General features: G+C 39.9%; 17 protein-coding genes and 2 tRNA genes. 3 read left to right on the top strand and 16 right to left on the bottom strand.

All coding sequences use genetic code 11. The features are described from left to right. Positions 1 to 27: 27 nt before the first annotated feature. The 5 genes from FC85_RS09655 to FC85_RS09635 all read right to left on the bottom strand — a co-directional run bounded on the left by FC85_RS09655 (position 28) and on the right by FC85_RS09635 (position 8,155). Positions 28 to 2,196 carry a Tex family protein gene (locus FC85_RS09655; RefSeq protein ID WP_057865328.1) on the bottom strand — a complete coding sequence of 723 codons (2,169 nt, stop codon included), beginning with the start codon at positions 2,194 to 2,196 and terminating at the stop codon, positions 28 to 30. A gap of 338 nt (positions 2,197 to 2,534) precedes the next feature. Beyond that, complete coding sequence (locus tag FC85_RS09650; protein ID WP_057865327.1) at positions 2,535 to 2,966, bottom strand: BAR domain-containing protein; 432 nt, start codon at positions 2,964 to 2,966, stop codon at positions 2,535 to 2,537. Between the two features lie 20 nt (positions 2,967 to 2,986). Then, entirely contained in the window at positions 2,987 to 5,662 is a 2,676-nt protein-coding gene (locus FC85_RS09645) for a calcium-translocating P-type ATPase, PMCA-type (protein ID WP_057865326.1), read from the bottom strand. Positions 5,663 to 5,852: 190 nt separating this feature from the next. After that, positions 5,853 to 6,680, bottom strand: a complete 828-nt coding sequence (nadE, locus tag FC85_RS09640; RefSeq protein ID WP_057865325.1) for an ammonia-dependent NAD(+) synthetase — start codon at positions 6,678 to 6,680, stop codon at positions 5,853 to 5,855. Between the two features lie 17 nt (positions 6,681 to 6,697). Continuing rightward, positions 6,698 to 8,155 carry a nicotinate phosphoribosyltransferase gene (locus tag FC85_RS09635; protein WP_057865324.1) on the bottom strand — a complete coding sequence of 486 codons (1,458 nt, stop codon included), beginning with the start codon at positions 8,153 to 8,155 and terminating at the stop codon, positions 6,698 to 6,700. Between the two features lie 128 nt (positions 8,156 to 8,283). Between FC85_RS09635 and FC85_RS09630 the strand changes: the two genes are divergently transcribed. Beyond that, entirely contained in the window at positions 8,284 to 9,021 is a 738-nt protein-coding gene (locus FC85_RS09630; protein WP_057865323.1) for a WecB/TagA/CpsF family glycosyltransferase, read from the top strand. Between the two features lie 98 nt (positions 9,022 to 9,119). After that, positions 9,120 to 9,392: a hypothetical protein gene (locus FC85_RS09625; RefSeq protein WP_147008614.1), complete on the top strand. Its 273-nt coding sequence runs from the start codon at positions 9,120 to 9,122 to the stop codon at positions 9,390 to 9,392. A gap of 150 nt (positions 9,393 to 9,542) precedes the next feature. On the opposite strand, the gene FC85_RS09620 is transcribed toward FC85_RS09625, so the two are convergent. From FC85_RS09620 to FC85_RS09600, 5 genes are all read right to left on the bottom strand, one after another. After that, positions 9,543 to 11,453, bottom strand: a complete 1,911-nt coding sequence (locus FC85_RS09620) for a S53 family peptidase (RefSeq protein WP_057865321.1) — start codon at positions 11,451 to 11,453, stop codon at positions 9,543 to 9,545. 440 nt (positions 11,454 to 11,893) lie between these two features. Continuing rightward, the gene (locus tag FC85_RS09615; RefSeq protein ID WP_057865320.1) at positions 11,894 to 12,598 is read right to left on the bottom strand and encodes a GntR family transcriptional regulator; all 705 of its coding nucleotides are present in this window, start codon (positions 12,596 to 12,598) and stop codon (positions 11,894 to 11,896) included. 19 nt (positions 12,599 to 12,617) lie between these two features. Beyond that, positions 12,618 to 13,748, bottom strand: coding sequence for an N-acetylglucosamine-6-phosphate deacetylase (gene nagA, locus FC85_RS09610; RefSeq protein ID WP_057865319.1), 1,131 nt, complete (start codon positions 13,746 to 13,748; stop codon positions 12,618 to 12,620). A 16-nt stretch (positions 13,749 to 13,764) separates the two neighbouring features. Beyond that, entirely contained in the window at positions 13,765 to 14,568 is an 804-nt protein-coding gene (gene proC, locus FC85_RS09605) for a pyrroline-5-carboxylate reductase (protein WP_057865318.1), read from the bottom strand. Between the two features lie 115 nt (positions 14,569 to 14,683). Next, on the bottom strand, positions 14,684 to 15,229 hold the full coding sequence (locus FC85_RS09600; protein WP_057865317.1) for a VanZ family protein: 546 nt from the start codon (positions 15,227 to 15,229) through the stop codon (positions 14,684 to 14,686). A gap of 407 nt (positions 15,230 to 15,636) precedes the next feature. Between FC85_RS09600 and FC85_RS09595 the strand changes: the two genes are divergently transcribed. Then, on the top strand, positions 15,637 to 15,900 hold the full coding sequence (locus FC85_RS09595; protein WP_057865316.1) for a hypothetical protein: 264 nt from the start codon (positions 15,637 to 15,639) through the stop codon (positions 15,898 to 15,900). A 549-nt stretch (positions 15,901 to 16,449) separates the two neighbouring features. Here the strand turns inward: FC85_RS09595 and FC85_RS09590 are convergent. The 6 genes from FC85_RS09590 to FC85_RS09565 all read right to left on the bottom strand — a co-directional run bounded on the left by FC85_RS09590 (position 16,450) and on the right by FC85_RS09565 (position 19,967). Next, positions 16,450 to 16,521, bottom strand: a tRNA-Gln gene (locus FC85_RS09590). A gap of 9 nt (positions 16,522 to 16,530) precedes the next feature. Next, positions 16,531 to 16,613: transfer RNA gene (locus FC85_RS09585), tRNA-Tyr, on the bottom strand. Positions 16,614 to 16,684: 71 nt separating this feature from the next. After that, positions 16,685 to 17,506 carry a metallophosphoesterase gene (locus tag FC85_RS09580; protein WP_057865315.1) on the bottom strand — a complete coding sequence of 274 codons (822 nt, stop codon included), beginning with the start codon at positions 17,504 to 17,506 and terminating at the stop codon, positions 16,685 to 16,687. A gap of 102 nt (positions 17,507 to 17,608) precedes the next feature. Continuing rightward, positions 17,609 to 19,099: a peptide MFS transporter gene (locus FC85_RS09575; protein WP_057865314.1), complete on the bottom strand. Its 1,491-nt coding sequence runs from the start codon at positions 19,097 to 19,099 to the stop codon at positions 17,609 to 17,611. A gap of 239 nt (positions 19,100 to 19,338) precedes the next feature. Further along, entirely contained in the window at positions 19,339 to 19,650 is a 312-nt protein-coding gene (locus FC85_RS09570) for a PTS sugar transporter subunit IIA (protein WP_057865313.1), read from the bottom strand. Further along, the gene (locus FC85_RS09565) at positions 19,650 to 19,967 is read right to left on the bottom strand and encodes a PTS sugar transporter subunit IIB (RefSeq protein ID WP_057865312.1); all 318 of its coding nucleotides are present in this window, start codon (positions 19,965 to 19,967) and stop codon (positions 19,650 to 19,652) included. Before FC85_RS09565 ends, FC85_RS09570 begins: the two co-directional genes overlap by 1 nt. Between the last annotated feature and the right edge of the window lie 592 nt (positions 19,968 to 20,559).

Raw genomic sequence — 20,559 nt, 5'->3', positions numbered from 1 at the left:
ACCATGCCAGACCGATAGTTAACCCGTCTAAGCCGTTGGATCAACCATCGTTAGTTGAATTCGATGCCGATCAGTGTCTACCGAATCAATCCAAACCGTCACAATGTCGCCAACTGAAGCCGCCTTACTTGGATCTTTAATAAAATGACTGCTCATTTTTGAAATATGAACTAAACCATCCTGTTTGACTCCGATATCAACAAAGACACCAAAATCAACGACATTTCGAATAGTCCCCTGCAATTTCATTCCCGGCTTTAAATCAGCCATTGTTAAAACATCCTTGCGCAACAGAGGTGCGGGCATTTGATCACGAAGATCGCGGCCGGGTGTCTCAAGCCCCTTAATGATGTCCCTTAAGGCTTCTTTGCCAACATCGAATTGTTGTGCCGCCTGATCAACTTTAATTGTTGATAACTTTTCACTCACAACGCTTTTTCCAAGATCCGTAATTGTTAATTCGGACTGTGCCAAAAGTTGTTTTGCAGCCCCATAACTTTCTGGATGAATATCAGTATTATCAAGCGGATTAGTTCCACCAATAATTCGTAGGAACCCAACTGACTGTTCAAACGCCTTAGGACCAAGCCGAGGCACCTTTTTTAATTGAGAACGACTCTCAAATGCCCCTGATTCATTCCGATAGGTCACAATGTTATTAGCCGTCGACTTCGTTAGTCCCGAAATATGAACAAGTAAATCAGGACTTGCAGTGTTCAAATTAACGCCGACGCGGTTAACCGCTGTTTCAACTACTTGATCCAACTGATCTCGTAATTGTTTTTGGGGAACATCATGCTGGTACTGGCCGACACCAATTGATTGTGGATCAATTTTAACTAATTCTGATAATGGATCTTGGATTCTGCGAGCAATACTAACGGCCGATCGTTGTTCAACGCTGAAGTCAGGAAACTCCTCACGAGCGACTTTACTGGCAGAGTATACCGATGCCCCTGCTTCATTGACAATTACATAATAAATTGGTGTCTTAATTTCTTTAATCGCGTCAGAAACAAACTGTTCGGATTCCCGACTGGCAGTCCCATTACCAATCGCAATCATTTCAACGTGATTTCGGTTGATAAAATCGATAAATAATCCCTTAGCCGCTTTTCGTTTAGCCTCACTGGCAGGTTTATGCGGATAAATGACCGTTTTATCTAAATACTTTCCATTTCGATCTACCACCGCCAGCTTGCAGCCAGTTCGATATGCCGGGTCAAATCCCATGACAATTTTGCCTTTTAGCGGGGCCTGCATCAAAAGATTATATAAATTTTTCCCAAAAATATCAATCGCGTGGTCGGCCGCAATCTGACTTAATTCTTTACGAATTTCGCGTTCAATTGCCGGGCCAATAAATCGTTGATAAGCATCATCAGCCGCGTCTTTAATGATATCAGCCGCCAAGCCGGTATGCTTCAACACCAAAGTTGCCTGAAGATGCCATTTAATCGGTGTTTCATTGACCGTTACTTTGACACTTAAAACGCCCTCTTTTTCACCACGATTAATTGCCAGAGTTCTGAATGACGGAATTGAGCGAACGGGTTGCGAAAACTCATAGTATTGCTGGTAAGTACCGGCTTCATCAAGTTCTTTACCGCTTTTTTTAACCTTCGTTTCAATTTGACCATATTGATTTGTGTTTTGACGAACCCATTTTCGAAACTCAGCTCGATCACCAATCTCCTCAGCCAAGATTTCGTGAATGCCGTCATAGACCGACTGCTTGTCAGGCAGTTCTTTGTCAGGGTTGACTGCTGACTCAACTAATTGGTCCAAATGCGAATCAAACGCCAAAACAGCTTTTGCAAGAGGAAGCAACCCCTTTTCCTTGGCGATTGTCGCCTTAGTTCGTCGTTTTTGTTTGTAAGGTAAATAAAGGTCTTCAACTTGCTGTAAAACCGTTGCCGCCTCAATCTGCTTTTTCAATTGTGGGCTTAAGGCTTTTTGCTCATCAATTATCTTCAGAACCTCCGTTTTTCGCTTATCCAAGGTCTGAATCCGATGAGCAGCCGCTTGAATATCGCGAATCTCAACTTCATCAAGATTGGCGGTTCGTTCTTTTCTGTAACGTGCGATAAAGGGAACCGTGTCACCTTCATCAAGCATTTTTAAAGTTTCAGAAATTTGTTTGGCACGCAGTTTTGGTAAATCATGCTGAATCTGTTTTGTTAATGTCTCGTCCATTTGTTCCACCTTTTATTAATTGATATTAACGTTAATTATATCATGCCCCTCTCCAGGGACGGCAGGTTGAGCCAAAAAACGATCACATTTTAACGTTTAATTTTGGCATAGTCCAATATCTTTAATTAAGTGCTCTGTAGAAGTGGAAAGTAAAAGGAAGTCAGAGCGGGACAAAAGGCGCTTAACTTCCAGAGTGTAATCGGACTATCCGAATATTCTGAACTTGAACATTTGGATAATTCGGTTACACGGCCGGAAGTTGCCTTTTGTCCCGCGTTTTTACTTGGTAATAATCGTGTTTACACTAACAGAGACTGGGCAAACGACTATTGTCCCACTCACATTGTTGACATAATTCTTGTTGTTACGTTTGAGACTTTAGCAATACTACTTTCCTGATCCTTTTCTGATTGGTTGAATTTATCAACGTCAATCGTCACTTGATCGGGTTCAAGACTATTGGTCATTGCTTGACACGCATTAGCATAATCCTGATAGTCTCGAACCAACAATTTATGCCGACCAAGTAGTTTAACAGGGACGGGTGCCTGTTGAAGCTGATTAACGTTTTCCTGATACTTATCAGTTCCAGATTGAAAATGGGCTTTAATCTCTGCTAATCTCTCAGATGTTAAATCGGCAATGGTGTCAGTATCAATTGCCTTTCTTAACGTTTCATAATCGCCATTTAAATCTTCACCATTCTTTGACGTTGAATCAATGACATCAGAAACAATCTTGGCATATCTTCTCATATCTTGTGGTTTCAAATTAATTCCCTCTATCCAAATTATTGTTTATCAAAAAAGTGCCGCTGAACATATTTTACTACTTCTGAGACAACAACGATCATAAAGCCGCCAAGAACAACGACCAACCATTGCGATGGCACCAACTTAGTCACATGGAACATCTGATTAAACCCAGGAATGACAATCGTCAAAATCAACAATAGGGTTGACCCAAGCAATGCCCAATTGAAAAATTTGTTTTTGAAGAGGCCGACTCTAAAGATTGATTGATGAATTGTCTTGGAGTTAAAGGCGTGAAAGAGTTGAATTAAGCCCAACGTTGCATAGGCCATTGTTAAGGCATCGGCGTGAATCAAGGCATCTGTCCCATGAACCGGGTTCAAGATTGCAAACGCATAGACGCTTAAGGTGATGGCACCTTCAAAGAATCCCTGATAAAGAATGTTGCTCATAATCCCACCAGAAAGAAAGTTTGAAGAACGGCCTCGAGGTTGACGTTTCATGATCCCCGGTTCAGCTGGCTCAACGCCTAAAGCAATCGCTGGAAATGTATCGGTAACTAAATTAATCCAGAGAATTTGAACTGGTGCCAGGATTTCCCAACCCATCATCGTCATCACAAACAGGGTTAATACTTCACCCAAATTAGCTGAAAGCAAATATTGAAGTGACTTTTGAATATTAGCAAAGACTTTTCTACCGGCTCGAACAGCGGTTACGATTGTTGCAAAATTATCATCTGCTAAAACCATATCGCTGGCTTCCTTGGAAACCTCAGTTCCGGTGATTCCCATTCCAACACCAATGTCGGCAGTCTTCAATGCTGGGGCATCATTAACCCCATCGCCAGTCATCGCAACCACTTTACCCTTTTTCTGCCAGGCTTTTACAATTCGAACCTTATGTTCGGGAGCAACTCGGGCATAAACAGAAATGTCACCAACCTGCTTCTCGAATTGAGAATCAGACATCTCATCCAATTGAGCGCCGTTCATTACCTTTCCGGCAGTATCCTTTGATGTGTCACCGCGGTCAAGAATACCCAATCGTTTTGCGATAGCCTGAGCGGTGTCTTGATGATCACCGGTAATCATAATTGATTTAATCCCGGCAGATTTGGCTTCTGCAACCGCTTGGGCAACTTCTGGGCGCTCAGGATCAATCATTCCGATTAAGCCCACAAAGGTCATATCATGTTCCTGGGCATCACTTGTCAACTCAGTAGGCACTTTGTCAACAAATCGATAAGCAAATGCCAATACCCGTAATGCTTGAGTTGCTAACTGATGATTGGTTTCACTGATTAATTGACGATCAGCATCGGTAAACTGGCGGATTTGATCACCATCTTGGATTTGGGTCACTCGTTCCAATAATTGATCCGGTGCCCCTTTCATCGTCATCATGATTTGATCATCTGCAAATTGATTATACGTTGACATCAACTTTCGTTCCGAATCAAACGGAATTTCAGCCAGCCGTTCATGTTTAGAAATAAATTGTTGAACCGGCTGATCCTGATTCAAATAAAACGAAATTAACGCAGTTTCAGTTGGATCACCACCCAATTGACCTTCTTGAAACTTGGTGTCATTATTCAATACCATGATTTGAGCAAGTCTGTTTTCTAACGTTAATTTAGTCTCACTGGAATCAGTTAATTGCTCGTTTAGGAAAACCTTTTCAACGGTCATCTTATTTTGCGTTAAGGTCCCGGTTTTATCTGAAGCAATAATGTCAGTACTGCCAAGGGTTTCAACCGCGGGTAATTTCCTGATTAACGCCCGATGCTTAGCCATTTGCTGCGTTCCAATTGCCAAGGTTACGGTTACAATTGCCGGCAGGCCTTCTGGAATCGCTGCCACCGCCAACGAAATAGCAGTTAATAACATATCAAGGACATTTTCCTGCCCCCGCCACATCCCAACACCAAAGACAATTACCGAAATAATCAAAATCAAAATGGTCAGCATTTTGGCTAATTGTTTCAAGTTTTCTTGTAATGGGGTTACCGATTCTTCAGTGGTATTAAGCATATGGGCGATTTTACCAACCTCGGTGTTCATTCCGGTTCCAATTACAACGCCAACACCACGACCAGATGTTACGTTACTGTTCATAAAGCCCAAATTTTTCCGGTCACCCAGGGGCAAATCATCATCAGCAATGGTGGCCACCTGTTTATTCACCGGAACCGATTCACCAGTTAAAGCCGCTTCTTCAATTTTTAATGAATTAGCCTCTGTTAATCGGATATCTGCCGGAACAATATCGCCAGCTTCCAATAGGACAATGTCACCAGGAACAATTTGATCACTCTTAACCGAAAGTGATTCGCCGTTTCTCAAAACAGTTGCCATTGGCGCTGACATTTGTTTTAAAGAATCAATAGCACTCTCAGCCTTAGATTCTTGAAAAACACCAAAAATCGCATTTAAAATAACCACCGCAATGATGATAATGGCATCGATATGTTCACCGGCAATTCCGGCAATAATCGCCGCGACAATCAAAATGATGATCATTAAATCTTTAAACTGACCAATAAACTTTTCAAGTAGAGTTGTCCGTCGCTTCCCTTGCAGTTTATTTAAACCAAACTGATTTTGGCGATCAAGAACTTCTTGAGCCGTTAATCCGTTTGCCTGTGATTTCATTTGAGCCATCACATCTTCAACTGAACGTTGGTAAAAAAGTTTGTTTTTTTCTGCCATTTACTTCCTCCTTAGAAAAGAAAAAGACCCATGAATCCTCGCAAAAAGATTCATAAGTCTCACCATTTAAGATTTATCCCGGAAATACGAGTATTTCACGTTGACGAGATAATCGCAAAAAGATATTGCTGGTTACTCCCTTTATTTACAAATAATTATACCTAATCAATCATGAAAAGTCACTGATAAACTACTTCCAAAATGTATCGTAAACGTTAATTGGCGTATGCCGTTTATGCTCAGTCTTGATATACCAGCCTTCAATTGTTTCAGCGGCCTGCTGAGAAACGACTTTACCTTCCAGATAATCGTCAATATCTTGATAAGTAACGCCTAGGGCAACTTCATCGGGCAAAGCTGGTCGGTTATCTTCCAAATCTGCAGTTGGCACTTTTTTGTAAAGATGCTCCGGTGCACCCAACTCATTCAATAGTTGCTTGCCCTGACGTTTATCCAAGCGCCAAAGTGGGGTAATATCGGCGGCACCATCGCCAAACTTAGTGTAAAAGCCAGTGACGGCCTCCGCGGCGTGATCGGTCCCAACAACGGCGCCCTTTTCTCCGCCAGCAATGGCATACTGCGCAATCATCCGCTGACGGGCCTTAATATTTCCCTTATTAAAATCACTAATTTGAATCCCGTTAGTTTCAACCGAGTCAACGGCAGCATCAACGGCTGGTTTAATGTCAACCCGAACTACTTTGTCAGCTTTCATGTAGTCAATTGCTGCCAAAGCATCCGACTCATCTGCTTGGACGCCATAAGGAAGCCGAACAGCAATAAATTGATAATCAGTGTCGCCAGTTTCATCGCGTAATTCAGAAATTGCCAGTTGCGAAAGTTTTCCGGCAAGGGTTGAATCCTGACCACCAGAGATTCCCAAAACAAGTGTTTTTAAAAAAGGATACTTTTTTAAATAAGCTTTCAAAAAGTCAATACTTCTTCTGATTTCAGCCTTTGGATCAATCACCGGCTGTACTTTTAATGCATTAATAATTTCCTGTTGCTTTGCCCGCATCTGCAATCATCCCTTGATTAATAATTTATTTGTTGGACATAGTTTCGAACTTTTTCAATAATATCACGTTTATTGTCCCAGCACTTTTGTGAAAGGTCAACCGGATATTTTTGTGGATTTAATTCACGTTTGTACTCTGGCCATAGCGATGCGAGCTCACTTGCGGCATAATTAGCAATTTTTTTGAGGTTTGGTCGGTCATAGATCAGTTGACCACTTTTATAAATAGGTCGAAGTAATGGCTTAGCATCAAAGTTTTCAACTGTCTTGTTAATGTAAGTATAGTTTGGATGAAACATGTAAATAGATTTTTCTTTACGAGGATCTTCGTCTGACAAAGTAACGTAATCACCCTCCGACTTACCATCCCGTGCGTCAGTGATGCGCCAAACCTGCTTTTTACCAGGAGTCGACACTTTTTCGGCATTTCCAGAAATCTTAATCGTATCTGTCATCTTGCCGTTACTGTCTTCAACCGAAACCATTTTATAAACAGCCCCTAATGCGGGTTGATCAAAAGCCGTGATTACTTTTGTTCCAACTCCCCAAACATCAATTTTAGCGTGCTGCATTTTTAAACTGGCAATCGTTGTTTCATCTAAATCATTTGAAGCATAAATTTTTGTGTTTGGATAACCCGCAGCGTCCAACACTTCCCGAACCCGTTTAGAAAGATAAGCCATGTCGCCAGAATCAAGCCGCACACCGGCAAAGTTGATCTTATCGCCCATTTCATTGGCAACCTTGATCGCGCTTGGCACACCACTTTTCAGTGTATTATACGTATCAACCAAGAAGACACAGTCATGATGCGTTTGCGCGTACGCTTTAAAAGCATCATAGTCATCGCCGAACGATTCAACCAGCGAATGAGCGTGAGTACCACTAATTGGAATTCCAAATTTTTTACCGGCCAACACATTTGAGGTCGCATTAAAACCACCAATAATTGTTGCTCGAGACCCCCACAATGCCGCAGAAACTTCTTGCGCACGGCGGGTTCCAAATTCCATTAATGGATCATCTCCAACCGCAATTCTAATTCGTGATGCCTTCGTCGCAATCAACGTTTGGTAGTTAACGATATTTAGAATCGCAGTTTCAACCAACTGGCATTCACAAAGTGTCCCTTCCACTTGTAAAATGGGCTCATTAGGAAAGACTAAATCGCCTTCATAAGCCGAGCGAATGGTTCCTTTAAATTTAAAAGTTCTTAAATATTCCAAAAACTCAGAAGGATAGTCGGTCACCTTTTGTAAGTATGCAATATCATCGTCGGAAAAGTTCAGTCCTTGGATGTATTGAATCACATGTTCGAGGCCGGCAAAAACCGCATACCCGTTTCCAAACGGCAGCTTCCTAAAGAACACTTCAAAGACCGCATGCCGGTTCTCCATGTGTTTCTCAAAGTATGTCGCCATCATATTAATCTCATAGAAATCAGTATGAAGTGTCAAATTATCGTTTTCTGACATAATAAATTTAAAATCCTCCCAAGTAAGTTGTTATAATCTAGTTAGTTCAATTTTAACATTTATAAAATTATTAACCAGAATTATGTAAATTTTTTCCAATCTGACTGGTTACCTAAGGAGTTATAACCATGAACCAACCATCACAAAATCTTGTTACCATTCTTGGAATCCCTTTCATTAACACAACAAAGCATCAGTTTGAAAAAATTATTCATGAGCGAATCAGCAATCATAAAAATACGTTTGTCGTCACTGCCAACCCTGAAATTGTGATGTATGCCAATGATCATCAAGACTACGCCGCATTAATTAAATCAGCAGATTATATTATCGCAGACGGCATCGGCATCGTTATTGGCGCCAAAATACTGAAACACCCCATTGAAGAACGAATTACCGGCTATGACCTATTTACTCATTTATTAAATTGGGGAAACCACCATCACAAATCTGCTTATTTTGTCGGGGCAAAGCCTGAGGTCATTAAAAAGTTGCAAAAAACAGTTGCCGAAAAATACCCTCAATTAACGATTGCCGGGACTCATGATGGTTACTTTCAAGACGATCAGGAAATCGTTGCTGACATCCAAGTCCAGCAACCCGATATGGTCTTCGTTGCAACGGGGTATCCGAAACAAGAACAATTTATCCAGAAGAATCGACACACAGCCAAGGGACTTTGGATGGGGATTGGTGGTTCCTTTGATGTGTTAACCGGCACTGTCAAGCGCGCCCCCGAAACATGGCAGGAATTACACTTGGAGTGGCTATACCGCGTCATCAAAGAGCCTAGTCGAATTTCCAGGTTAATGGTTCTACCCAAGTATTTACTAAGAGTTCTCAAGCAGCGACGGTCGAAAAACTAGGGGGCGATCACCAATGATTCCGAAAAGGCGCAAACAGCTAATTTATTGCCTTTATCAGCTTTATTATCGTTGCGACAATTATCTCCGTTATCTTTGGCTTGACACACCACGCTTCATTTACAGAAAGTTTTCCGTTTGGCCTGGTCGGGATTTTTGTTTTGGCCTATCTTTCCAGCTTGACTTCAACTAAGCCAATTTATATGGACATCTTCTACTTCATTTTGTATATGATCACCTCAAGGATCTGGGGCGGTTATGTCAACTGGACATCGTGGGTCATTTTTGCCGTCACTTCGGGTGTCATGACGTTCTTTACCGCATTTTTGCGAGCAACATTTACAAAGCCAGAAAATAATCAGCATCAAAAGTAGCCGGATTTATCAGCATTTAAGATGATTATTGATTGGTTAACTAAAAATGGCCAAAAGTACTTTTCCATAATCAAACAGGCTCATTAACCATCTCCGAAGTTGAAAATGTTTAGTGAGCCTGTTTGATATTCCGGCCTTTCTTAGTAAATACTATCGATAACTCCCAGCCAGTTTTGCAAAATTAATCGTGCCTAACCCGCTAGCTTGGTTATAAACGGTATTGGATTGGCCAGTATAATACAAATTTGAATTATTATCCGAATCATTTAATGGCGTGAATGGCGAATCAGATTGGTCCGCCAGCTGATAAATCTGCGGATTCCAAAATCCCATCCGCGTACTATTTTCTTGGCTATTAATCAACGCGGTAACGGCTGCAAACTGTGGTGCAACAATGCTGGTTCCACCACTGCTAATCCAAGAATCACCGGCTTTTGCGTGTTGGTAAACCATGTAACCAGTATTTGGATCAGCATTTGCGGCAACATCTGGATAATTTCGACCGCCATCAGTACCTGAAAGTAACGGTTGATTATAAATTGGTTGATTTAATTGTGAAAAATACTGACGGGCGCGAAACGTATTAATACCAGGAACACCCTTTTGATAATCAGGTGTGGCATAAAGGTGACTAAAACCACCGCCACCACCAATCCCAATTGATGGTAAAAGTTCAGGCATTTTTGCAAATAATGACGGATGGGCCTGAAGCACCGGCCAATCGTAATCAGTTCCCCAACTTCTTTCTTTATTGACCGTTACAGTACCCAAATTTGTACCGGCAGGCTTAAACTGACTCGAAAAGGGAAGGGTTGTTCCGCCCACTGAAGTCACCCATGGGCTGGTAGCAAATGGATCAGCATCGTCCGTTGAGCGATCAAGGAGAACCCGTGAACCAGAAACTCCCACCACTGTGTAATTTAAGGCCCCATTATCACCAGAAGCAACAAAGTTTGATACACCTTGGAGGGCAGCCTGTGCCAATATTAGGTTCAGGACTTGAAGATACTTCGGTGAAATGACCCTTCTTTGATTAAGAATTTGGTAGTACCGATTGGTCCCCAATCCCCAACTGCAGGAAAGCGCGCTGGCTTGATTATCATCTAATGCCGTTGCGTAGGCATTAACCAAGTTCATGATAGTTGGGACACCACTTTTAACCCGATACATCTTAACTCGGGCTTCCGGCGCAACCGAACCAGCATATTCAATATCCATGGTGGCTTCTTGATTTTGATTATCAACCGCTGATGAATCAAACAAGCTTCCTTTAACATTTCGAACCAGATAACGACTATTATCTGTCCTAGCACCCTCATGTTTCCAGAAATGATTTATATCACTTCTCTTTGCACCACCAAAAGTAATCACACCAATTGTTTGCCCCTTACCAGTTAGTCCACGTTGATAAAGCTGGTTAACTTGATACCGCTTAGAAAATCGACTCGTATCGCCCATTTTGCTGGCATTATTATCGGTTTGCGCATCGAGTCCGACATCAGTACTTGCAAAGAAATGAGCCTGATTATGATCTGCCATTCCTAAAATTGTCCACACCATTTTCGCAAGTCGATTGGGAATCACGGGTCTTCGTTTGCCAAACTGCAAGGGGTTAGGATGATAAGTTGCCTGATTCAAATTAATTCGAAATAGTCTATTAATATACTTAACTTTCCCACTCACATTCATCAGCAGGCCGTTATCATATACATGGGTCGCTAAATGCTTTTGCCTAAGAAACTTACGCCACTCGTTGGTGACCGATTCAGGTTGACCATAATTTTGGCGAACGCCAGCAGCCGTCAAATAATTTTTAAAGGCCGATTTAGTTGGATCATTAACATCTGCAGCTTGATGGTACAATTCAGATTCATTTTTAGGCCGAAGAACAATGTCAAAACTGGTTGTTGTATTCTCCTTTAAGCGATCTGGTCGCATTGCATCAGTAGAAATTATTGATCCATAAACGCCACTATAAACATCAGCTGATCCACTGACAGACATTATTCCTAATGTCAAGACGGTTGCCAAACTGGCTAAAATCCAACGAAAGCGCCACATTTCATTTTCCCCCTCAAATTGTTCAATCCTCACCTCATTTTAGCACGGGAGCGATTAAAATAACCTGCTGCCGAATTCAAAACAATCGCTTATTCGAATAGGTTGCGCAAAAAGGTCGCCGGGACAATAATCGTTTTGCTCAGTCTCTGTTAGTGTAAACACGATTGTTACCGAACAAAACACAGGACAAAAGGCAACTTCCGTCCACGTCAACGATTATCTAGCTGTTCAAATCCGGAATGTCTCATTGAACTTTTCATTTAGTAAAAAAACGTGGATCAACAAGCAGACTTCAAAATATAAGCCCCCTAACTTAACATTCCAAAATCGGAAATATCAAGTTAGGGGGCTTATATTCTGAAGTCTAACCACTTGCTGACCCATTTTTGCTTTATCGAGGATGTCTTTGCATTAATTATTAACGTCAAATTAATTTTTAATCATTCTTTTTCCAAGTAAAACTCAAATCGATCACCAACGTACTGCGTTCTTACGTATTCGAAAGGCCTACCATCTTGGAGATAAGTAATCTGCCGTAACCGCAGAATTGCATCGCCACGTTTGATATCCAAATATTCAGCAATCCGTTCAGAAGCCAGCATTGCCGAAACCGTTTGCTGAGCTTTTCCAAGGCTTAAATCCTTTTTCTGCTCCAATGTTCGATAAAGCGAACTGGTTACTTCAGATTTCTCCAACCCCTCAATAATGTTTTCTGGGACAGTGGCAACCTCAAAACAGATTGGGACATCGTCTCCATACCGAATCCGTTCCATTCGTAAGACTGATTGGTCTTGCGTAATCTGTAATTTTTCCATTTCACTTAAAGAAGGTTCCATGGTGTGATATGAAATTGTTTTACTGGAGGGCTGTTTGCCTTGAGCCAGCATCAGGTCTGTAAAACCAGTGACGCCTGACATTTTTTCTTGAACTTTTTGATTTGCAACGAAGGTCCCTGAACCAACGCGCCGTTCAAGAATCCCTTCGTCAACTAAAGTCTGAATTGCTTGACGCAATGTCATTCGACTAACACCAAACTCTGTGGATAATTCCCGTTCCGAAGGGATTCGATCACCAATTTTCCACTTATCAGACTCGATATTTCGTTTGATATCATTATGAATTTGAATATAGATTGGCAACCCCACCGAAACCAGCTCCTTAGTCTTAATCTAATAATTTTCCATACCTATACGTTGCCATAAGGTCTAGGCCTTTGTCAAACAAATTTAAATCCGCATCGTTCCCAACCTCAAGCGACTCCTTACCTTTCAGGTGAAATTCATTAGCTTGATTGGTCGAGCTCATTCTGACAGCATCTTCAATTGTGCAACCAGTAAACTGGATGATATTTTTAAAAGCATCTTTATATTTAAGAATTGAACCGGCCAACCGGCCATTTTTAAGAACTGCCCGACCGTTGTGGACCAATACCGGCTGTTCACCAAGCTGATATTGACCATCAGGCATCCCCTTTGCTTCCATTGCGTCCGTAATCAATTCGAGTCGCGTAGCCCCGATTATTTTGTAAGCGATCTTAACAGCTTCGGGTTTCACGTGATAACCATCGCAGATTAACTCAACGTGGGTTTGGTTAGCTAACATGGCATAACCAACCACCCCAACCTCGCGGTGCTGAAAGCCGCGTTGGGCGTTAAACAAATGGGTCACATGAGTTGGGCGCGCCTTTTTTAGTTGGCCAAAGGTTGCATCACTATGGCCAACTGACATCACAATATGATGCTGTTGGCAATAAGCTTGAAAATCAAGGTTAACTATATTTTCAGGCGCATATGTCAACAGTCGGATTCGATTTCCGGAAAGCTGTTGCCATTTAGCAAGTTCGATTTTATTAGGTTGCTGAATCTCATTAATCGGTTGGGCACCGTTAAACTTAGTAGAAATAAACGGTCCTTCAAGATGAATACCTAAAATGCCTTGATTCTTTTGAGCTGCAAGATTGATTGTTTTCATCGCTGAAGCAATTTTCTGCGGGCTCTGAGTCATTGTTGTTACAAAGATCCCCGTAACACCCTCAGCACCCATTTTATCCACCATTTGACCAATACGCTGTGGATCATTATCCATCGAATCCGTTCCATAGCCGCCATGAACGTGAACATCAATGAACCCTGGAACGACTAATCGATTTTCACCATTAATTAACTGATCATCTGCTTGTGGTTGATAGTCGGTCATCGGTCCAATGGCAATAACTGTCGAATCAAATCTCAGATAGCCGTGTAAGATTATCCGAACACCGGTATAAATTTTACTGTTGATGATTACTTTTGCCATTATTTAACACTCGTCGCTAGTCGTCATGATTTCCAGTTGACTTGGCGATGGTAGCATCAATGCCCTTGACAACCGCATTTAAGAACCCGGCCTGTTCCATTGCCAGAATCCCGGCAATCGTATCACCACCAGGTGAACAAACTTTATCAATCATCTCGGCCGGCGTTGCTTTTGAGTCCATGAGTGATTTCGCAGATCCCAAAGTTGTTTGGGCAGCAATTTGGGTCGCAACATCTTTGCTGAACCCATATTTAACCCCGGTACGGCTGAGACAATCAATAAAGAAATCTACATAGGCCACTGCACTACCAGAAATCGCACTAAAAGCGGCAAACTGCTTTTCGGGTAATTCACTAACTTCTCCAGTTGCTTTAAAGACAGAAATTGCTTGATCTTTTCGATCACCGGTTAAATTCTCATTAGCTGCGATTGCAGTCATCCCCTGCCCATATTCAGAATTAATGTTCGGTAAACTTCGTAGAATCGGTAATTGATAGTCAGTCAGTTCTTCCAATCGATTAAGAGTTATCCCCGATGCAATCGAAATAAGCGTTTTATGCGCATTTAATTCACTCCGGATCTCTTCCAACACATCCGTAGCAATTCCTGGAATCACAGCCAAAACAATCAGATCACTATTTTTAGTTAATTCTAAATTACTTGATTGAGCAGTTAAACCATACTGATTCGCATATGTTTCGTAATGAATTTGACGAGCACTATGGACCAAAATATTTTTTGAAGGGACAAAGTAAGCCCGCAACAGCCCTTGAATAATTGCTTGAGCCATTGCACCAACACCAATAAAGCCAATTTTCATTTCTATTCTCCTCACGTTTATATCGGACTATTCCAATTATTAATTCGACAATAGCTGAAATTTTTAAAGATTGCAACCATTATATTTTGGAGATACCAATTTTTTAATTTATTGGTCATCGTGAGAATAACGAGATAACAAATGGTAGAATGATACGTTTGACCGGTGTATGCGCTAAACCGACTATGATTAACCAACCAAGGGCCACACCAAATGCATTCGTTAAAACGTCATTAATATCGACCCAGCGAGAAAGACCAACCCATTCATCAAGAATGAACTGCAACATTTCGATACCGGTACTGATAACAACTCCCGTTAAGATCACCTTTTTAAATTTCAAGTTTGGCAATAAAAGTCGAATATAAATCCCCATTGGCATCATCATTAAAACATTTTGATAAAAGTCAGCCGTCGTACTCCAAAATGGGATCAAATTAACCGGTGCGCTACCAATGATCATCGGGGCGACCTGCTGATTTCCAACAAAAGCATACGATGTTGGTGCCAATGTCAGGTAACTTACAATCATCATATAAGCAACTGCCGACAAAATTGTAATGAGCTGCCAACGCGAGGCTTTTGCCGTCTGATAAGAATACGATTTTAACCAAATAAACAAACTAGTAATATCAATCATGTATGGTAGCCATTTAATCATTAGAATTCACCTTCCTTTTCATTTTTCAAAACAGTTAACAACCCTTTATCCTGTTAAGTGTATGGAAATTGCGTTAAGTGAACCTTAAGTTGTCCGATAAAAAGAAATATTTTACATAATGACAACTTTTTCTTAATATCTCTAAGACACATAATAAAAATGATTTAATGACTACAATAATCGTCTTCTTAGTTAACAAGCGCCAATCCTAGCGGTAAAAGCTGTCTTTGTTTTACCTATCTGGCATTGATAACACCGAGTACCCTGTCACGCGACAATCCTAGACGATCGATTAGATTGAATAAAAAACGTTTTGTACCGAATCAATTATATATTTGATTTTGCTATTAATTTATTATCAACATTCTGGTATACTGGGACAAATCTTTCTAAGGCGGTGATATATAATGCCCAGAAACAATTTTGACATTCACGAAGCATTTGCTGAAAAAACAGTTGCTGTGGTTTTAGACCATTTAAAAGAGATTCGACAAAAAAGACCCAAAAGTGACTTCATCCTCCTAGATGATAAAAATTTTATGGTCGATGATTTAAGTGTTGTTGGATCCCTGATCTCTTTAAATCTTATTAATAATAAAGGAATGAGATGCGAACGCTTAATAGCTCCTGAGTCCTTTTCAGTTACGATCAAAGAACTCAGAAAGCAATAGTCATCTATTTTCTTTAATGCTTACGAACAATTGCTTATTCACGTATTTTAAGATCCGCTCTTACTTTTGACTATCCTTATTTGTTGGATAGTCATTTTTTATTTCTCATTTATTCTGACGGCTTGGGGTGGCATGCAACTGATCCGGTTCCTTTGTTGCCAGTAGAAACTTCCATTCGAGAATTGTAAAACGATTGACCGATTCCTTTATAGAACGCCAGTGGATATATATCTACCCAACAACTACGAAGCAAGAACAAAATGAAGCTACGGAGAAACTAGCGGAGTAGCTTCATTTTTAAACCATACCAATTTGACACCCAGCATTCAGATATACCAATCATTGGTTAGCCACGAAAAAATGATTAACTTTTGGTTACCATTTGACCGACAATCAGTGACAATTAAAGAAAAATGAATGCACAAAAACTGGTACATAAACTGGTGCACCTTGTTTGTAGCCTATTGCATGCTATTGGAAATTAGAAGTAACAAAAAAGCCGTCAACAAAGTGTTTTACACCTTATTGACGACTATTATATCTATAATATTGGGCTAGCTGGGTTCGAACCAGCGCATCACGGGATCAAAACCCGTTGCCTTACCTCTTGGCTATAGCCCAAAAATAAAATGGAGGGGAGTGGATTCGAACCACCGAACCCGAAGGAGCGGATTTACAGTCCGCCGCGTTTAGCCAGACTTCGCTACCCCTCCGAAACGTTTGTCAGTACCAAACCAACGAATATAATAATACAAAATTCTGGCGTTCACGTCAAGCAAATTATTCAAAAAAGTTGGATAATCTTTAACTGGTTTTGCCATTCTTCAATAAAGTCGTTGCTCGACCACTCGTTATGCCGGTGATTATGGTAACCGACGGCCGCATTATAATACCATGTTTGTTTGACTTGAATTGGGACAATCCGCTGATGAATATGGCCAAAGATGACTCGCTCAACTTGATAGTGATTAATCAAATCCTCAATACGTTTGCTTCCCATCATTGCATTAGCCATATTCCAAAAACGGAAATCGGTAGTATAGCGAATAAAATGTCTATTTGGAACAAAGTGAGTCATTAAGATAACCTTCTTTGCCTCATTCTTAGCCATCTGAAGCTGTTTATCGAGCTGGGCAATAACTATACCCTCCCGCTCAACATCGCTCATAGGTTGAGAAATTAGGCTGTCAATCCAGTAAGCCATTTTCCATTGATAAAACTGATCTATTGTTTTGTTCACATTATCCGCAAATGAATAATCATACCAACCATTTAATCCAATGATTCGATAGTTAGAATTCGGAATATCGACGAATCGGTTGTTAAGATACCCTGGCCAACTTCCTGTTTCAAGTTGTTCATATGTCACATTCTTAATCATGTCGTGATTACCGGCAATAAAAAGGACCTTTGTGGGCGAGACTAGTTTAGCTAATTTTTGGACATATTCAACAGTTTTTTCGAAATCATTAAACATATCACCGCCAATTAAATAATAGCCTATCTGCTGTTGCTTTAAAAAATGTGCCTGTTGTTTAATGGCTTGATCAACTGGAATCTTGTTAATATCAAGATGATTATCACTTGTCGCCGCTATTTTAATCATAACCATTCTCCCAAATAAAAAATGTGCTATCCAGACTAGGATAACACAAATTATACTACTAAATTATTTTATCATTTCTGTTTTAACTCATTAACAATTTTATTAATTAACGCCTTCCATTAACTTCTTAATCGGTTTAATCAAGAAAGCTAATAAAATTCCGGCCACAATCGCTACCAACCCAACAATCATAAAGTAATTAACCTCGTTATCGGGAGTATAGAATTTAACAATTTGAGAATTGACAGCTTGTCCCGCTGAATCTGCCAAGAACCACATACTCATCATTTGAGATTCGAATGCCTTCGGGGCTAACTTAGTCGTTACAGAAAGTCCAATTGGTGAAATCAATAATTCAGCAACTTCAATGATTGCCCAACTACCTAATAACCATAAAGGACTAACCAATGCTGAAGAACCAAACAAAGAAACTGGAATTACCATGAATAAGTATGAAAGCCCAGCAATTACCATTCCTGTCGAGAACTTACCTGGAGAACTAGGTTGCCGTTTACCCAACTTCATCCATAACCATGCAAAGAGTGGTGTATAGATCATAATGAACAATGGATTCAATGATTGGTACCAACCGGCTTTAATTGTGAAGCCAAGCACGTTATTGTCAGTTTGGTTTTGGGCAAATAAAGCTAATACAACTGATCCTTGTTCTTCGATTGCCCAAAAAACGGCAGCTGCGATAAATAATGGAATATAAGCAATCACACGGGATCGATCTGTACTCGAAATCTTTTTACTTGAGAGAATAATAACGAAGTAAATGACCGGTGTTGCAATAGCGATAATACTCAATAATGTGATGAATGTATCGATATTTAGTGATCCCATCACATGAAGCAATAAGAGAATCAGTCCAAATACAACAACGCCTAATCCGACTCGAATCGACAATTTTTTTGCGTCATCTGGTTCAAGTGGATCGGATGGATAAAGACTTGTACTTGGTAAATGCTTTTTCCCACCAAGAATGTACTGAAGTAATCCAAAGAACATCCCGATCGCAGCCAACGAGAATCCCAGATGGAAATTAACACTCATTCCTAACCAACTCACTAACAATGGTGAGATAAAAGATCCAAAGTTAATTCCGAAAACAAAGATTGTGAAACCCGAGTCACGTCGATTATCATACTCAGTATACAAGCCACCAACCATTTCAGAAATGTTTGGTTTTAATAACCCGGTACCCAATGTAATTAAAACAATTGAAGCAAATAATGCAATCTTTCCAAGTGGCATCGAAAGGGCAATATGCCCAAACATAATTAAAACACCACCATAGAAAACCGTTTTACGACTACCCCAAATTCGGTCACTTACAAACCCACCAATAACCGATGTCAGATAAACCATTGAACCATAAATTGCCATAATCGAAGCGGCAGTCGATTGTGAAAATCCTAAACCACCTTTAGTTACGCTAAAGTACATGTAGAAAATAAGAATTGCCCGCATGCCGTAGTAACTAAACCGTTCCCACATTTCTGTAAAGAACAGAGTCGACAACCCTCGAGGTTGACCAAAGAACGATTTATCTGCACGTCTTTCCTGGTCACTTTGACCTTGTTGTTGCATGTGATACCCTCCAAAAAATAAATCTAATCCCCTTTAACCAAAGCCAGTCGGATTAGATCATTAAATTTATAATTACCTTACTTTAGGCTTAAACCATACGAACTATTATATGCTAGATGAGAAAGTAATTCAACAAACTACCGATAACGATTAGAACCAAAAACCAGTCATGACATCATAATCATGACTGGTTTCTGAGAAAAATAATTTTATAGCTTCTCATTATCAAGTGTCAATTCCTAATGTTTATTAAAATAAATTGGAATAAACCGTCGAACTAAGAATTGAACTGTTTCAGTATTCATCAATGTGTCTTGAGCATGCGTAAACAAGACTGAGTATTGAAGTGTTTCAACATTCGCAATCACTTTATTCTGCTCTTGGTGAGCTTTTTTGAGCCAATGATCTGCTGACAACAATTGATCATGTATACTTTCTTTATCTGGATGATTAGTGCTTAATTTATCCAACACACCTGTTAAGAGTTTTTTGGCTTTCCCAGAATACGTCAAAATCTTCATTGAACTTTCGTTAAGTTCATCGAGATTCATTAGATCACCTTAGCAAGACTGAATTGATTCATGATGAACTTAACCAATTTTTCCCCGTTTGCCCAACCATAAACATCATCTGGGATTGTTTTGACTGGTGCTTTTCCACCAATCATTTCTAATTCTTTTTCATGATATGAAGCTTGGGGTGCAATCAAAACTAAGTCAATAGCTTTATCAAGGTATGTATCGGTATTGTCAAAGTTCGTTGACATTAATTTGATTGATGCATGATAAGTTTCTAAAAACCTTGATGCAGACTTAACAAGAAAATCACTTGAAATTCCACTTTCACAAATTAATAATACATTTTTCATAATTTAACGTCCCCTTTACATATTTTGTATCTAAATACATCTTATCAGATAATTTCATATACCACAAGATAGAATTTTTTGAACATGTCCCGGATAACACTTATTTTAAACGTTTTATATCATAAGATCTCTTATATACCAATACCATCAGAGTTACCTATACCAATTTAAAATTTGCTTTATTTTTCTTTTTATTATGAAAATAAATAACAAGTATGTCCTTTTTATTTACATGTTGATGGCTTTTATTAAAAAATTATTGATTTGAATAATGAGGTAAGTTAGCCCTTTATGCCTGAATTTCAAATTAAGTATCCACAAAAGTGTTGTAATCATTGATGGTAGTATCTTTTGCCTATTACTTCCAGAATACTTTTTGGAATCGATTATTTACAAAAGCGGCAAATGTTTTCTATCGTTTTACTTTTAAAACGTGCATACTACACGTTTTGATACACATAAAAAGGATGGTAGCAAAAAATAATTTTCTTCGTTAGAAGGCTTCGTCAATAATACAAGTTAGCCTCAAGCAATTTAGGCTGTACAATATCTGTTGTTGGTAATAGATTTAATCTATTATTAATGACAGATT

The sequence above is a fragment of the Lentilactobacillus diolivorans DSM 14421 genome, from assembly GCF_001434255.1.
GTDB lineage: Bacteria > Bacillota > Bacilli > Lactobacillales > Lactobacillaceae > Lentilactobacillus > Lentilactobacillus diolivorans.
This window is presented reverse-complemented; position numbering and strand designations above follow the sequence as displayed.

Coding starts and splice junctions, on each gene's coding strand:
- FC85_RS09655 (WP_057865328.1), bottom strand. CDS start 2,196: ATGGACGAGACATTAACAAAACAGATTCAGCATGATTTACCAAAACTG.
- FC85_RS09645 (WP_057865326.1), bottom strand. CDS start 5,662: ATGGCAGAAAAAAACAAACTTTTTTACCAACGTTCAGTTGAAGATGTG.
- nadE (WP_057865325.1), bottom strand. CDS start 6,680: ATGCGGGCAAAGCAACAGGAAATTATTAATGCATTAAAAGTACAGCCG.
- FC85_RS09635 (WP_057865324.1), bottom strand. CDS start 8,155: ATGTCAGAAAACGATAATTTGACACTTCATACTGATTTCTATGAGATT.
- FC85_RS09630 (WP_057865323.1), top strand. CDS start 8,284: ATGAACCAACCATCACAAAATCTTGTTACCATTCTTGGAATCCCTTTC.
- FC85_RS09620 (WP_057865321.1), bottom strand. CDS start 11,453: ATGTGGCGCTTTCGTTGGATTTTAGCCAGTTTGGCAACCGTCTTGACA.
- nagA (WP_057865319.1), bottom strand. CDS start 13,748: ATGGCAAAAGTAATCATCAACAGTAAAATTTATACCGGTGTTCGGATA.
- proC (WP_057865318.1), bottom strand. CDS start 14,568: ATGAAAATTGGCTTTATTGGTGTTGGTGCAATGGCTCAAGCAATTATT.
- FC85_RS09600 (WP_057865317.1), bottom strand. CDS start 15,229: ATGATTAAATGGCTACCATACATGATTGATATTACTAGTTTGTTTATT.
- FC85_RS09595 (WP_057865316.1), top strand. CDS start 15,637: ATGCCCAGAAACAATTTTGACATTCACGAAGCATTTGCTGAAAAAACA.
- FC85_RS09580 (WP_057865315.1), bottom strand. CDS start 17,506: ATGATTAAAATAGCGGCGACAAGTGATAATCATCTTGATATTAACAAG.
- FC85_RS09575 (WP_057865314.1), bottom strand. CDS start 19,099: ATGCAACAACAAGGTCAAAGTGACCAGGAAAGACGTGCAGATAAATCG.
- FC85_RS09570 (WP_057865313.1), bottom strand. CDS start 19,650: ATGAATCTCGATGAACTTAACGAAAGTTCAATGAAGATTTTGACGTAT.
- FC85_RS09565 (WP_057865312.1), bottom strand. CDS start 19,967: ATGAAAAATGTATTATTAATTTGTGAAAGTGGAATTTCAAGTGATTTT.